Below are 13773 nucleotides of genomic sequence, written 5' to 3'. Positions count from 1 at the left end.
GGAAGGGATGGGCATGGTGCACGTGGCGGTGGCGCAGTTCGCGCCCGGTGTCAACAAGGACGAGAACCTGGCGGCGATCCGCAAGCTCGCGGAGGACGCGGCCGGCCGCGGCGCGCACGTCGTCGTGTTCCCCGAGTTCGCCATGTTCACGGCGCCGAAGCTGGACGAGCGGTTCCTCGACTCGGCCGAGCCCCTCGACGGCCCCTTCGCCGCCGGGCTCGCCGAGCTGGCCGGGCGGCTCGGCGTGCACGTCGTCGCGGGGGTGAACGAGCGGCTGGACGAGCCCGGCCGCATCTCCAACACGCTCCTGGCCTTCGGCCCGAGCGGCGATGTCGTCGCCGAGTACCGCAAGATGCACCTGTACGACGCGTTCGGCTACAAGGAGTCGGCGCTGGTCCGGCCCGGCGAGATCGGCGACCCGGAGACGTTCGCCGTCGAGGGTGTGACGTTCGGCCTGCAGACCTGCTACGACGTCCGGTTCCCCGAGGTGACGCGGCGGATCGTCGACGCGGGCGCCGACGTCCTCGCGCTGCCCGCCGACTGGGTGCCGGGGCCGCTGAAGGAGGACCACTGGCGGACGCTCGTCCGGGCCCGCGCGATCGAGAACACCATCTACGTCGCCGCCGCCGGGCAGTGCGCCCCGACCGGCGCCGGCAACAGCATGATCGTCGACCCGATGGGCGTGGTGACGGCCGGGCTCGGGGAGGGGACCGGCGTCGCGTCCGCGGAGGTGTCGCCGGAGCGCGTCGCGGCCGTCCGGGAGAAGAACCCGGCGCTCAGCCTCCGCCGCTTCGCGGTCACCCTGGCCGAGCCTCCGCGCGGCTGAGCTGCCAGGCCGCCGGGGTCACGCCGCTCTGGACGTCGTCAGGCGTTCGATCTGGGCGCGCAGGGCCGGGACGTCCACCCCGGCCTCGGTGGCGAGCCGTACCGACAGGAACTCGTCGTCGTGCAGCAGGCCGAGCAGGATGTGCCCTTCGTGGATCGCCTTCTGCTTCAGCCTGATCGCGTGCCGGAGGCTCAGCTCAAGGGCCTTCTTGGCCTTCGGTGTGAAGGGGACGTGGCCCTTGGGGCCGCGGCTCCTGCCGGGGGGAAGGTCCAGGGCGCCGGGCCCGAAGGTCCGTTCGGTGGCCTCCCGGACGGCGTCCAGGTCGATGCCGAGCATGCTGAGCGCCTCGGGATCGAGCGGGTCCTCGCTCTTCCGGACGATCCGGGCCCGGAGGCCGGAGGCGTCCAGCCCGTGCTCGGCGACGGCGCGGGTGATCTCGCCGCCGCCGTTCAGGAGGGAGAGCAGGAGGTGCTCGGTGCCGATGTGATGGTGCCGCAGTTCCCGCGCCTCCGCCTGGGCGTCGACGACCACCCTCCGCGCGCCGTCGGTGAAACGCTCGAACATCGCGCTAGTCCTCCTTCTTGAGAATGCGGCGCTTGCCGCCGTGCTTCTTGTGGACGGCCTGCCGGCTCACGCCGAGGCAGACCGCGATGTCCTGCCAGGAATAGCCCTGGTCGCGGGCGTTGGCGACCTGGAGGGCCTCCAGCCGCTCGGCCAGCTCGCGCAGCGCCCGGACGGCCCGCAGCCCGACCGAGGGATCCCGGCTGCTCGCCTCCTGGGCGAGCGTCACTCCATCGCTCATGGCGTCAATGTAGGTTGACATCGGCGCCGATGTCAACCCATGTTGACGCCTTCGCGGTGATCAGCGGACGGCCAGGAGAGTCGTCAGGAGGTCGTCCAGGTTGATCAGCCCGGCCACGCGGCCGTCCGGTGCCATGGCGAGGCCCAGATGGCTGTGATGGCGCTTCAGGACCGCGACCGCCTCGCCGACCGGCGTGCCGATCGGCACCGCGGGCACCGGATGCGCCATCTCGCGGGCCGCGATCCGGCGGCCGCGGGCACGGGCCAGGTAGGCGTCGCGGACGTGCACCATGAGGGATTCGCTCCCCGCGTCCCGCAGCATGATCCGGAGACGGCCGGTGCGGGCGGCGGTGTCGATGATCTCCTGCGGGGTCGCCCCGGCCGGCACCGACACGATCTGGGAGACCGGGACGACGAGCCCGGCCAGCGGGGCGCGCGGTGCGTCCAGCGCGGCGGTGAGCAGGGACAGCTCGCTCTCCTCGATCAGCCCGAGGCGCCGCGAGTCCTGCGCGATGCTGCGCAGCTGCTCCGGCGTCCGGGACACCTCCCGCGAGTCGGCCGGCTCGATGCGGATCATGCGCAGGAGCAGGTTCGTCGTGCCGTTCAGCGCGGCCAGCAGCGGGCGGACGACGGTCGCGAACGCGCGGAACGGCAGCCCCAGCAGCGTCGCCGAGCGCTCCGGCGCGGTGATCGCCCACGACTTCGGCGCCATCTCCCCGACGACCATGTGCAGGAACGTGACGATCGCCAAGGCCAGGACGAACGCGACCGCGTGCGCGGCGCCGTCCGGCAGGCCCGCGGCGTGGATCGGCGGCGTGAGCGTCGCCGCGAACACCGGCTCGGAGACCAGGCCGAGGCCGAGCGAGCACATCGTGATGCCGAGCTGCGCCCCGGCCAGCGTCAGCGACAGCTCGTCGATCCCGGCGATGGCGGCGGCCGCGGCCCGGCCGCCCCGCGCGGCGGCCCGCTCCAGGCGGGGGCGCCGCGCCGCGACCAGCGCGAACTCGGTGGCGACGAAGAAGCCGTTGCCGATCAGGAGCGCGAGGGTGACGACCGCGCCCAGCGTGAGGCTCACCGCTCCCTGCCTTTCTGGGGGGCGACCCCCAAGCCCCCGGATGGTCGGACCGATGATTGTCGCTCCGCTCCGGTCACCGCTCCCTGCCCTTCTGGGGGGCGACCCCCAGGCCCCCGGATGGTCGGAGCGGTGATCCTCGCTCCGCTCCGGTCACCGCTCCTCCTCAATGATCTCGGCGCGGATGCGGATCAGCTCCGGCACGTGCCGGTGGACGGTGAGCACCTCGATGAACGCGGTCCGGGCGGGCTCGTCCAGGCGGGTCGGCGGCAGGTCGACGGTGACGACGTCGCCGGGCCGCGCGACCCGGCCGAGCCGCTTCAGCAGCAGGCCCGCGACTGTCTCGTAGTCGCCCTCGGGCAGCGCGATGCCGGTCTCGTGGGCGACCTCGTCCATGCGCAGGCCCGCGTCCGTCGTCCACCACTCGCCGGTGCGGATCGCGAGGTCCTCGCCGGGCTCGTTCTCGTCGGCGATCTCCCCGACCAGCTCCTCGGCGACGTCCTCCCAGGTCACCAGGCCCGCGAAGCCGCCGTACTCGTCCATCACGCAGGCGATCGGCGCGTCGGCGGCGCGCAGCCTTGTCAGCACGTCCGGCAGGGGGAGCGAGGACGGCAGCAGCAGTGGCGCCCTGGCGATGTCGCGGACGGTGGTGCGCTCCGCCTCGTCCGGGCCGAGCAGGATCAGCTCCTCCAGGCCGACGACGCCGACGAGGTCGTCGACGCTCTCGCCCACGACCGGGTAGCGGGAGTGCCCGGACGCGGAGATCACCTCGCTCAGCTCGGCGGCGCGCGCGGACGCCGGGACGGTCACCACGTCCACGCGCGGGACCATGACCTCCTCGGCGTCGCGCTCGGAGAACACGAGCGCCCGCTCCAGCAGGTCGGCGTGCCCCGCCTGCAGCTTCTCGCCGGACTCGCCGATGATGTGCCCGAGCTCCTGCAGCGTCGCGCCGTGGTGCAGCTCCTCCACCGGCTCGATCCCGGCCGCCCGGACGAGCCGGTTCGCGGCGGCGTCGAATAGCCTGATCAGCGGGCCCGCCACCGCCAGGTAGATCAGCGTGGACCTGGCCAGCGCCCGCGCCATCGGCTCCGCCCTGACCAGCGCCAGGTTCTTCGGGAACAGCTCGCCCAGGATCATCTGGACCACGGTGGCGAGGCCGAACCCGACCGCCACCGCGATCCCGCCGGACGCCGCGTCCGGCACCCCGCCCGCCCGCAGCGCCGGGGAGATCAGGTCGGCCAGCGCGGGCTTGGCGATGAACCCGACGACGAGCGCGGTGACCGTGATGCCGAGCTGTGCGCCGGACAGCATGAACGACAGCCGCCGCATCACCCGCACCGCCCGCGCGGACGCCCGGTCGCCGTCGGCGGCGCGCTGGTCCAGGAGCGCCCGGTCGGCGGTGACGTACGCGAACTCCTGCGCCACGAAGTAGCCGGTCGCGGCCGTCAGCACGAGGACGGCCAGCAGCCCGAGCGCCGCGTTCACCCGGCCCTCCCTCCGTCGCGGGGGTTGTGCAAGATCCTCTTACCCTTCCGGCGGGCTTATCCCCCCACCAGTCGTTTGGACGGTTATCGACCGCCGTGTGTGGAATGAAGCCGGGGGAGTGGATCAGGGACGAGCAGAGGCCGCGGCCACGAGTTCGAGAGGGGCGCCCATGCCCAGACCGTTCGCGTCGTCCGCAGATCTGGGCGGCAAGACGCAGACGCTGGAGGTCCTGGCCGAAGGGGTGTACGCGCTCACCGCCGAGGGCGACCCGAACGTCGGGGCCGTCGAGGGGGAGGACTTCCTCGTCTGCTTCGAGGCCCTCGCGACACCGGCCGCCGCCCGCGACTGGCTCGCCGTGCTGCGCGAGCACACCGACAAGCCGATCCGCTACCTGGTGCTGTCGCACTACCACGCGGTCCGCACGCTCGGCGCCAGCGCGTTCGGCGCGCCGGTGATCATCGCGCACGACCTGACCCGCGCGCTGATCGCCGAGCGCGGCAAGGAGGACTGGGAGTCGGAGTACGGCCGGATGCCGCGGCTGTTCAAGGACCCCGACGGCATCCCCGGCCTCACCTGGCCGACCGTGACGTTCTCCCGGACGCTCACCATCGACCTCGGCGGCGGCCGCGGCGACCTCGACCTCGCGTACTGCGGGCGCGGCCACACCGAGGGCGATCTCGTGGCGTGGCTGCCCCGGCACCGGATCCTGTTCGCGGGCGACCTCGTCGAGACGCAGGCCGCGCTCTACACCGGCGACGCGTTCCACCGTGACTGGGCGTCCGGGACGCTCGACCACGTCGCCTCCTTCGGCGCCGAGACGCTCGTCGGCGGGCGCGGCGCCGTCGCGCACGGCCGGGACGCCGCCGACGCCGCCATCGGCCAGACCCGCGACTTCCTGGCCACGATGATGCGCGAGACGAACAACGTGCGGGTGCGCGGCGGGACGCTCAAGGACGCGTTCGGCGCCGTCCACGCCGCGCTCGCGCCCGCCTACGGCCGCTGGCCGATCTTCGAGCACTGCCTCCCGTTCGACGTCGCCCGCCTCTGGGACGAGCTGGACGGCGTCGAACGCCCCCGGATCTGGACCGCCGAACGCGACCGCGAGGTCTGGGCCCGCCTCCAGGACTAGCCGGGCCGGCCGGGCCCTCCCCGAGGACCAATTCGGCAAGAACGGTCTGACGCCCACGTCAAAGGCCGATGTCCAGATCTCGTGACAATCTGGAGAGAGCCGACCCCGCTTGCTTAGGGTCGGAACCGGGCCCCGGCGCCCGCCACGTGCCGGGGACGACCCGCACCCGCCGGTTCGCTTCGCTCGACATACAGGTTTCCCACGCGGTGGGGAGTGCCGATGATTGAACATTTTTCATCCGGCCTGTCCCACCATGACCTGACCTCGCGTGTCCACCGAGGATGAAAAGTGTTCAAAGAGGAAAGCCGCCCCCGTCCGGTGTTCGACCCCGGCATCTCCGGAGACGACCGCGCCGCCCTCGCCGCCGCCCCGGAGCTGCTCGTCGCGGCGTGCGGTCCGCGCCCGCCGCGGCCCCGGCTCCGGCCGGCCACCGTCGCGGCGCGGCTGGTGTGGATCCCGGCGTTCGCGTTCTTCTACGGCGTCCTGCCCGGCGGCTGGCTCCGGGTGTTCTTCCTCGCCTCGCTCGACGGGGACGAGCTCGTCGGCGGCGCGGCCCGCTGGGGACGGCTGCCCGTCGCCGCGATGATGCTCACCCCGGCTCTGCAGGTCCTCCTGCTCCTGCTGGGCCAGACCGAGGTCGCCGCCGTCCTCGCGGCGGCGAGCTTCGGCGGCTGGGTCGCCGGGGCGCTGCGGCACGTCCGCGAACCGGCCGCCGCGCGCGCCGCCCGCGAGCATCACGGCTCCTACCTGCTGCCCGGCGACTTCGACCGGCCCGCGTCGCGGCTCCTCGTCCGCGCCCAGCGGGCCATCGACGCCGTCCTCGGGTCGCAGGCGCACGGCGCCGGGCTGCTGGACGACGTCAACAACGCGGTCGTCCTGCCGCGCCAGGAATGGGCGATCGCGGCCGCGCTGGCCGAGCACACACGGCTGCGCCGGGAGCGCCGCGCACAGCAGCCCGAGCGGCTCTCCCCGCGGGTCCGGGCCATGCTCGAACCGCAGGACCGCGCCCTGGAGCTGTCGGTCCGCTCGGTCACCCGGCGGATCGAGGCGCTGGAGGCGTACGCGCGCCGGGCGGGCGAGGCCGACGACGCCTACCACGAGTCACGGGTGCTGCGGGAGCTGCCCGAGCAGAACGCCCGGTACCGGGACCTGCTCGCGAGCACCGTCGGGGACGAGATGGCGGGCGCGGAGATCCGCGGCATGGCCGAGGACGCGCACCGCGCGGAACGGGCGCTGCGGGAGCGCGTCACGAGCGCGCTGCGCGCCGGGCACGAGCTGAGGCTCCCCGCCGAGTAGCCGATGCTCCCCGCCGAGTAGGGGCAAGGGCGCTCATTGTGGTGTGTCGCGCACCATTCCCGCCGAATGCGGACTAGAAAAGGCGATTTGCCCGTTGTGTACGCAAGGGCCGGGGTGGTGGGATATCCCACCGCCCCGGCCCCGGGTGTGCGCCGGAACGCCGGTGGCGTCGCGGCCGGCCGTGCTAGTGCGCGGCCTCGTACTGCTCGATCACATTGGCGGGGATACGGCCCCGCTCATTGACCTTGATGCCGCGGCTCTTCGCCCACTCGCGAATCTCGGCGGACCGTTCGCGGCTGCCGGCGGTGCGGGCGGCGCGGACGCCGCGACCGGCGGGCTTGCGCGCCTTGCGGGCACCGGCCACGAACGGCTCCAGGCCGTTGCGCAGCTTGCTGGCGTTCTTCTTGCTCAGGTCGATCTCGTATGCGGTGCCATCGATGGAAAAGCTGACGGTCTCGTCAGCCTCGCCGCCGTCGATGTCATCCACGAGAAGGACTTCGACCTTCTGTGCCATGCGGGGACTCCCTCTTCTTGCTATGCGTCCGGCCTCGCGTCCGGATGTGCGTCGATGAATGCAGCATAGACCTCATCCGATATCTTGCCACGTTCAGAGACTTCGATGTTACTTCGCAATGCCCACGCGCGGACATCGCCGTTCGTGTAGCCCTTGATCTTCGCGGTGCGGGACTTGCGGCCCTTCCCGGCGGGCTTCACCTCGGCGGCGTTCTCGATGAAGGGCGCGAGCGCGTCCAGCATCTCGTTCAGGCGCTTGAAGTTGTCGTCGCTCAAGTCGATCGTGAACGTCCGGCCCAGGACTTCGAAGTCCCGCTTTGCGACATCGGCCCCTTCGGAGCCGTCGATGTCGTCCACCCGAATGACCTTCTCGGCCATGTGTACTCAGTGTTCCTTCCCCTCGCCTGCGCGGCGCCCCCGACCGTAGCGGATCAAGGTACCGGGCAGCGCGCCGGGACGCGCCGTGGCAGGTGGAACCGCCGGTAGAGGGCACGCGCGTGTCGCGCCGCCGCGGCACGCCCAAGTTCCGGTCAAAGGGCGCATGTCCGGTCGATCGGGGGGTAGCGGGCACCAACAGTGGCATCAGCAGCGCGCCAATTCGCCGAGAAGGAGCCGAAACATGGTCGATCCCGCCGACCGGGAGGACCGGAAGCAGGACCAGCTGGAGCACCGGCGGGTGAGCCCGGAAGGCACGCGGCTCACCACCGATCAGGGAATCAGGGTCGACGACACCGACAACTCGCTGTCGGCGGGCGAACGCGGCCCCTCCCTGATGGACGACTTCCATCTCCGTGAGAAAATCACCCATTTCGACCACGAGCGGATCCCGGAACGGGTCGTCCACGCGCGCGGCGCGGGTGCCTACGGCCATTTCCGGCTGCACGAGTCGCTCGCCGCCTACACCACCGCCGAATTCCTGACCGACACCTCGCGGACGACGCCGGTTTTCGTGCGGTTCTCGACGGTCGCCGGATCGCGCGGTTCGGCCGACACCGTCCGGGACGTCCGCGGCTTCGCGACGAAGTTCTACACGCGGCAGGGGAACTTCGACCTCGTCGGGAACAACATGCCCGTTTTCTTCATCCAGGACGGCATCAAGTTCCCCGACTTCGTGCACGCGGTGAAGCCCGAGCCGCCGAACGAGATCCCGCAGGCGTCGTCCGCGCACGACACCCTCTGGGACTTCGTCCAACTGCAGCCCGAGACGATGCACATGATGATGTGGCTGATGTCCGACCGGGCGCTTCCGCGCAGTTTCGCGATGATGCAGGGATTCGGCGTCCACACGTTCCGGCTCGTCAACGCCGACGGGCAGCCGACGTTCGTGAAGTTCCACTGGAAGCCGAAGCTCGGCACCCACTCGCTCGCCTGGGACGAGACACAGAAGATCGCCGGCAAGGACCCCGACTTCAACCGCCGCGATCTCTGGGACCGGATCGCCGCCGGCGACTTCCCCGAATACGAGTTCGGCGTGCAGCTCGTCGCGGCCGAGGACGAGCACAGGTTCGGCTTCGACCTGCTCGACCCGACGAAGATCATTCCGGAGGAGGAGGTCCCGGTGCGGCCGGTCGGCACGCTGACCCTGGACCGCAATCCCGACAACTTCTTCGCCGAGACCGAGCAGGTCGCCTTCCACATCGCCAACGTCGTGCCCGGCATCGACTTCACCAACGACCCGCTGCTCCAGGCGCGGCTGTTCTCCTACCTGGACACGCAGCTGATCCGGCTCGGCGGGCCGAACTTCCCGCAGATCCCCGTCAACCGGCCGGTCGCCGACGTCCGCAACCACCACCGCGACGGCTACCACCAGATGGACGTCCACCAGGGGCAGGCGAGCTACCACAAGAACACGCTGTCGGGCGGCTGCCCGGCCGTCGGCGGCGAGGGCTCGTTCACCCACTACGCGGAGCGGGTGGACGGCTACAAGATCCGCAAGCGGAGCGACAGCTTCGAGGACCACTACTCCCAGGCGACGCTGTTCTGGAACAGCATGACCGACTGGGAGAAGGAGCACATCGTCGGAGCGTTCCGGTTCGAGCTGGGCAAATGCGAGCACAAGCACATCCGCGCGGGCGTCGTCGAGCAGCTCAACCACGTCGACCACGAGCTGGCGCGCCAGGTCGCGGACGGCGTCGGGGTGGAGCCGCCGAAGGCGCCGGTGTCGGCCAACCACGGGCGCAGCTCGCCCGCGCTGAGCCAGGGGAACGCGCCCGGCTCCGTCCAGGGCCGCAAGATCGCGATCCTGGCCGCGGACGGCGTCGACTCGGCCGCCGTCGCCGCGGTCGGCGGCGCGCTCAAGGACGCGGGCGCGGCCTGCGAGATCCTCGCCGCGAAGGACGGGTTCGTCCAGGCGGCCAACGGCGGCCAGGTCGAGGTCACCCGCGCGATGCCGACCATGGCGTCCGTGCTGTACGACGCGGTGCTCGTGCCCGGGGGCGAGGAGAGCGTCCGGGCGCTCGCGCAGGACGGCGACGCCGTCCACTTCGTCGCCGAGGCGTTCGTGCACTGCAAGGCGATCGGCGCCCTCGACGCGGGCATCGGCCTGCTGGAGCGCGCCGGGATCACGGGCGTGGAGCTCGCGTCCGGCGACACGGCGGTCAGCGACACGGGCGTCGTCACCGGCCACGGGCCGGGCGGCGACTTCTCCGCCAAGCTGATCGACGCGGTCAAGGCCCACCGGCACTGGACGCGCGCCAAGTCGCACGTCCCCGCCTGACACCCGGCGGGCGCCCGGTGGGGGAGTTCGGGGCCGTCAGGCCAGGCCCAGCTCGCGCTTGACGGCCTCGAACTCGACCGCCATCGCCTCCGACAGCGCCAGCGCGCCCGACAGCGGCCGGACCATGACGCAGAACTGGTCGATCAGCCCGTCGTCGGCGTGGTGCAGGAAGTCGCAGCCGTGGAGCTCGCGGTCGCCGACCCGCGCTTTGAAGATCAGCGCGTGGTCGCGTCCGGTGCCGATCTCCTGGACGTAGCGGAAGTCGGTGAGCACCCGCGTCACCGCGCGCAGGATCGCCGAGACCGCCGCGCGCCCCCGGTACGGCGCGTACGCGACCGGGCTGAGGAACGTGACGTCCTCGGCCAGCAGCGCCGGGAGGGCGGCGAGGTCGCCTTTCTCGATGGCCGCGCGGAACGGGTGCATCGGGCCCACCTCCATGCTCGCCCGGGGAGTCGCGGGCAAGCCTAGAGGGAGCGGGCCCGATTCGCGATCAAGCGCGGTTCGGGCGCGGGCCCCGTTCAGGCGGTGGCGGGCTGGAGCAGCACCTTGATCGCCCCGTCCTGCTTCTTCTGGAAGATCTCGTAGGCGAGCGGCGCTTTGTCCAGCGGCCAGCGGTGCGTCGCCAGGTCCAGCACGCCGAGCGGGTCGGCGTCGTCGGACACCAGCGGCAGCAGGTCGCCGATCCACCGCTTGACGTGCGCCTGGCCCATCCGCAGCGCGATGCCCTTGTCGAACATCCGCATCATCGGCAGCGGGTCGGTCATCCCGCCGTAGACGCCGATGACGGAGATCGTCCCGCCGCGCCGGACGATCTCGATCGCGGCGGTCAGCGCGGCGAGCCGGTCGACGCCGACCCGCGACATCAGCGGCGCGGCGGCGCCGCCCGGCATCAGCCCGGCGAGGGTCTGCGCGAACTTGGCGCCGGGCGAGCCGTGCGCCTCCATCCCGACCGCCTCGATCACCGAGTCGGGACCGCGGCCGCCGGTGAGCTGCCGGACCGCGTCCGGGACGTCGTCGGCGTCGTCGGCGTCGATCACCTCGATGCCGTGCCGCCGCGCCATCTCCAGCCGCTCCGGCACGAAGTCGATCGCGATCACGCGGTGGCCATGATGGCGGGCGATGCGGGACGCCATCTGCCCGATGGGCCCGAGGCCGAGCACCGCGACCGTCCCGCCGTCCGGGATGTCGGCCCAATCGACGGCCTGCCACGCGGTCGGCAGCACGTCGGACAGGTACACGAACCGCTCGTCCGGCGGGCCCTCCGGCACCTTGATCGGCCCGAAGTGCGCCTGCGGGACGCGCAGGTACTCCGCCTGCCCGCCCGGGACCTGCCCGTACAGCCTGGTGTAGCCGAACAGCGCGGCGCCCATGCCCTGCTCGCGGACCTGCGTCGTCTCGCACTGCGCGTACAGCCGCATGTTGCACATGTGGCAGCGGCCGCACGAGATGTTGAACGGGATGACCACGCGGTCGCCGGGCTTGACGTGGGTGACCTCGGGGCCGGTCTCCTCGACGATTCCCATCGGCTCGTGGCCGAGGACGTCGCCCTCGCTCAGGAACGGCCCGAGCACCTCGTACAGGTGCAGGTCCGAGCCGCAGATCCCGGACGAGGTCACCCTGATGATCGCGTCGTCCGGCTCCTTGAGCTCGGGGTCGGGCACCTGCTCGACGCGGACGTCGCGCTTGCCGTGCCAGGTGACAGCCTTCATCGTGTCCTCCAAGAAAGGGTGCGGATCAGCGGGCGTAGGTGCCGGCCAGGGACGCGGAGGCGAGCACGTCGTCGTCCTTCAGGGACGCGCGCAGGTCGTCCGCCGAGAACCCGGAGGTCAGGCCGGACGGCCTGCGCAGCGCGTAGAGGGTGAAGACGTAGCGGTGCGGCGGGTCGCCGGGCGGCGGGTGCGGGCCGCCGTAGCCGTTGTCGCCGAAGTCGTTGCGGCCGCGGGCGATGCGCGGACGCTCCTCGCCCTCCGCGAGCCCGTCACGCTCGGGCGGGATGCCGCCGAGCATCCAGTGCACGAACGTGCCGCCGGGCGCGTCCGGGTCCACGCACGTCAGGACGAGCTCCAGGCACGCCGCCGGCACTCCCGACCACCGCAGCTCGGGGGAGAGGTCGCCCGCTTCGTGCGAGTACGCCGGCGGGATCGGCTCGTGATCGGCGAATGCGGGGCTCCGTAGCGAGATCTCCTCCATGGTCCCGTCGTGCCCGATGACGGCGTTTGAAACGGGGCTGCGGGGCATGTGCCCGGTGGGCCCGGACGCGGAGCACGGGACATGGGAGGGGAGGGCCGGATGACGGCCGTGCGGGGCAGGGACGACACCAGCGTCGCCGACGCGCTCGCGCGGCACCGCAAAGGCACCAGGATCAGCCACGTCCTCGCGACCACCGACCACAAGATGGTCGGCTACCTGTACCTGACGACCTCGTTCGCGATGTTCCTGATCGCCGGGTTGATGGCGATGCTGATGCGCGCCGAGCTGCTGGAGCCGGGCCGGCAGGTGATGAACAACCAGCAGTACAACGAGCTGTTCACCATCCACGGCACGATCATGATGCTGCTGTTCGCGACGCCGCTGTTCCTCGGGTTCGCGAACGTGATCGTCCCGCTGCAGATCGGCGCGCCGGACGTGGCGTTCCCGCGGCTGAACGCGCTCACCTACTACCTGTTCCTGTTCGGCTCGCTGATCGTCCTCGGCGGGTTCCTGATGCCGGGCGGCGCGGCGGCCTTCGGCTGGTTCGCCTACGCGCCGCTGACGTCGGAGACGTTCTCGCCCGGCCGCGGCGCCGACATGTGGATCATGGGGCTGATCATCTCCGGGGTCGGCACGACGCTGACCGCGGTCAACCTGATCACCACGATCATCGGGATGCGCGCCCCCGGCATGGTGATGTTCCGGATGCCGATCTTCTGCTGGAACACGCTGCTCACCGGCCTGATGGTGATCATCGCGTTTCCGGTGCTGGCCGCCGCGCTGTTCGCGCTGGAGGCCGACCGCAGGCTCGGCGCGCACATCTACGACGGCGCGCATGGCGGCGGGCTGCTGTGGCAGCACCTGTTCTGGTTCTTCGGCCATCCCGAGGTCTACATCGTCGCGCTGCCGTTCTTCGGCATCATCACCGAGATCATCCCGGTGTTCGCGCGCAAGCCGCTGTTCGGCTACCTCGGCATGGTCGGCGCCACCATCGCGATCACGGGGCTGTCGATGACGGTGTGGGCGCACCACATGTTCGCCACCGGCCAGGTGCTGCTGCCGTTCTTCTCGATCACCTCGTTCATGATCGCCGTCCCGACCGGGATCAAGTTCTTCAACTGGGTCGGGACGCTGTGGAAGGGGCATCTGACGTTCGAGACGCCGATGCTGTTCGCGGTGGGGTTCCTGACGACGTTCCTGTTCGGCGGGCTGACCGGCGTGATCCTGGCGTCCCCGGCGATGGACTTCCACCTCACCGACTCGTTCTTCGTCATCGGGCACCTGCACTACGTCCTGTTCGGCACCGTCGTGTTCGCGATGTTCGGCGGGTTCTACTTCTGGTGGCCGAAGATGACGGGCCGGATGCTGAACGAGACCTGGGGCAAGATCCACTTCTGGACGCTGTTCGTGGGGTTCCACACGACGTTCCTCGTCCAGCACTGGCTCGGCGCGGAGGGGATGCCGCGCCGCTACGCCGACTACCCCGAGCAGTTCGCGACGCTGAACTTCATCTCGTCGGCCGGGTCGTTCGTGCTGGGGGCCTCGACGTTCGCGTTCCTGTGGAACGTGCTGCGCACCTGGCGGCGCGGCGAGAAGGTCGGCGTGGACGACCCGTGGGGCACCGGCGGCTCGCTGGAGTGGGCGACGTCCTGCCCGCCGCCACGGCACAACTTCACGACGATGCCGCAGATCCGGTCGATCCGTCCCGCGTTCGACCTGCGCTACCCGCCGAAGGGCTCGTGAGG

The 13773-nt window shown here is 71.4% G+C and carries 14 protein-coding genes; 5 read left to right on the top strand and 9 right to left on the bottom strand.

The window, feature by feature from the left end; all coding sequences use genetic code 11:
* Window positions 1-13: 13 nt before the first annotated feature.
* The gene (locus ACH34S_RS13370) at window positions 14-826 is read left to right on the top strand and encodes a carbon-nitrogen hydrolase family protein (protein WP_395952876.1); all 813 of its coding nucleotides are present in this window, start codon (window positions 14-16) and stop codon (window positions 824-826) included.
* Window positions 827-844: 18 nt separating this feature from the next.
* Here the strand turns inward: ACH34S_RS13370 and ACH34S_RS13365 are convergent, their stop codons facing one another.
* The 4 genes from ACH34S_RS13365 to ACH34S_RS13350 all read right to left on the bottom strand — a co-directional run bounded on the left by ACH34S_RS13365 (window position 845) and on the right by ACH34S_RS13350 (window position 4184).
* Window positions 845-1390 (bottom strand): Clp protease N-terminal domain-containing protein, encoded by a 546-nt coding sequence (locus ACH34S_RS13365; protein ID WP_395952875.1) that lies wholly within the window; start codon window positions 1388-1390, stop codon window positions 845-847.
* Window positions 1391-1394: 4 nt separating this feature from the next.
* Window positions 1395-1628: an RNA polymerase subunit sigma-70 gene (locus tag ACH34S_RS13360; RefSeq protein WP_395952874.1), complete on the bottom strand. Its 234-nt coding sequence runs from the start codon at window positions 1626-1628 to the stop codon at window positions 1395-1397.
* 60 nt (window positions 1629-1688) lie between these two features.
* Window positions 1689-2702, bottom strand: a complete 1014-nt coding sequence (locus tag ACH34S_RS13355; protein WP_395952873.1) for a CNNM domain-containing protein — start codon at window positions 2700-2702, stop codon at window positions 1689-1691.
* A 150-nt stretch (window positions 2703-2852) separates the two neighbouring features.
* Window positions 2853-4184: a hemolysin family protein gene (locus ACH34S_RS13350; RefSeq protein ID WP_395952872.1), complete on the bottom strand. Its 1332-nt coding sequence runs from the start codon at window positions 4182-4184 to the stop codon at window positions 2853-2855.
* A gap of 169 nt (window positions 4185-4353) precedes the next feature.
* Between ACH34S_RS13350 and ACH34S_RS13345 the strand changes: the two genes are divergently transcribed.
* Window positions 4354-5313 (top strand): MBL fold metallo-hydrolase, encoded by a 960-nt coding sequence (locus ACH34S_RS13345; RefSeq protein WP_395952871.1) that lies wholly within the window; start codon window positions 4354-4356, stop codon window positions 5311-5313.
* 288 nt (window positions 5314-5601) lie between these two features.
* Window positions 5602-6609: a hypothetical protein gene (locus ACH34S_RS13340; RefSeq protein WP_395952870.1), complete on the top strand. Its 1008-nt coding sequence runs from the start codon at window positions 5602-5604 to the stop codon at window positions 6607-6609.
* A 184-nt stretch (window positions 6610-6793) separates the two neighbouring features.
* On the opposite strand, the gene ACH34S_RS13335 is transcribed toward ACH34S_RS13340, so the two are convergent.
* Complete coding sequence (locus tag ACH34S_RS13335) at window positions 6794-7123, bottom strand: Lsr2 family protein (RefSeq protein WP_395952869.1); 330 nt, start codon at window positions 7121-7123, stop codon at window positions 6794-6796.
* A gap of 20 nt (window positions 7124-7143) precedes the next feature.
* Window positions 7144-7500 carry an Lsr2 family protein gene (locus tag ACH34S_RS13330; RefSeq protein WP_132169899.1) on the bottom strand — a complete coding sequence of 119 codons (357 nt, stop codon included), beginning with the start codon at window positions 7498-7500 and terminating at the stop codon, window positions 7144-7146.
* Window positions 7501-7741: 241 nt separating this feature from the next.
* Between ACH34S_RS13330 and ACH34S_RS13325 the strand changes: the two genes are divergently transcribed.
* A complete protein-coding gene (locus ACH34S_RS13325) occupies window positions 7742-9838 on the top strand; it encodes a catalase (protein ID WP_395952868.1) in 2097 nt (698 codons plus the stop codon).
* A gap of 36 nt (window positions 9839-9874) precedes the next feature.
* On the opposite strand, the gene ACH34S_RS13320 is transcribed toward ACH34S_RS13325, so the two are convergent.
* The 3 genes from ACH34S_RS13320 to ACH34S_RS13310 form a co-directional block, all read right to left on the bottom strand.
* Window positions 9875-10261: a nuclear transport factor 2 family protein gene (locus ACH34S_RS13320; RefSeq protein ID WP_395952867.1), complete on the bottom strand. Its 387-nt coding sequence runs from the start codon at window positions 10259-10261 to the stop codon at window positions 9875-9877.
* A gap of 95 nt (window positions 10262-10356) precedes the next feature.
* Window positions 10357-11547, bottom strand: coding sequence for a zinc-dependent alcohol dehydrogenase (locus ACH34S_RS13315; RefSeq protein WP_395952866.1), 1191 nt, complete (start codon window positions 11545-11547; stop codon window positions 10357-10359).
* A gap of 25 nt (window positions 11548-11572) precedes the next feature.
* Window positions 11573-12028, bottom strand: a complete 456-nt coding sequence (locus tag ACH34S_RS13310) for a YbhB/YbcL family Raf kinase inhibitor-like protein (RefSeq protein ID WP_395952865.1) — start codon at window positions 12026-12028, stop codon at window positions 11573-11575.
* Window positions 12029-12127: 99 nt separating this feature from the next.
* Between ACH34S_RS13310 and ctaD the strand changes: the two genes are divergently transcribed.
* Window positions 12128-13771 carry a cytochrome c oxidase subunit I gene (gene ctaD / locus ACH34S_RS13305; protein ID WP_395952864.1) on the top strand — a complete coding sequence of 548 codons (1644 nt, stop codon included), beginning with the start codon at window positions 12128-12130 and terminating at the stop codon, window positions 13769-13771.
* Window positions 13772-13773 lie beyond the last annotated feature (2 nt).

Source organism: Actinomadura sp. 3N508, assembly GCF_044326375.1.
Lineage (GTDB): Bacteria > Actinomycetota > Actinomycetes > Streptosporangiales > Streptosporangiaceae > Spirillospora.
The sequence above is the reverse complement of the archived record's forward strand: the minus strand, read 5'-3'. Positions and strand labels throughout refer to the sequence as shown.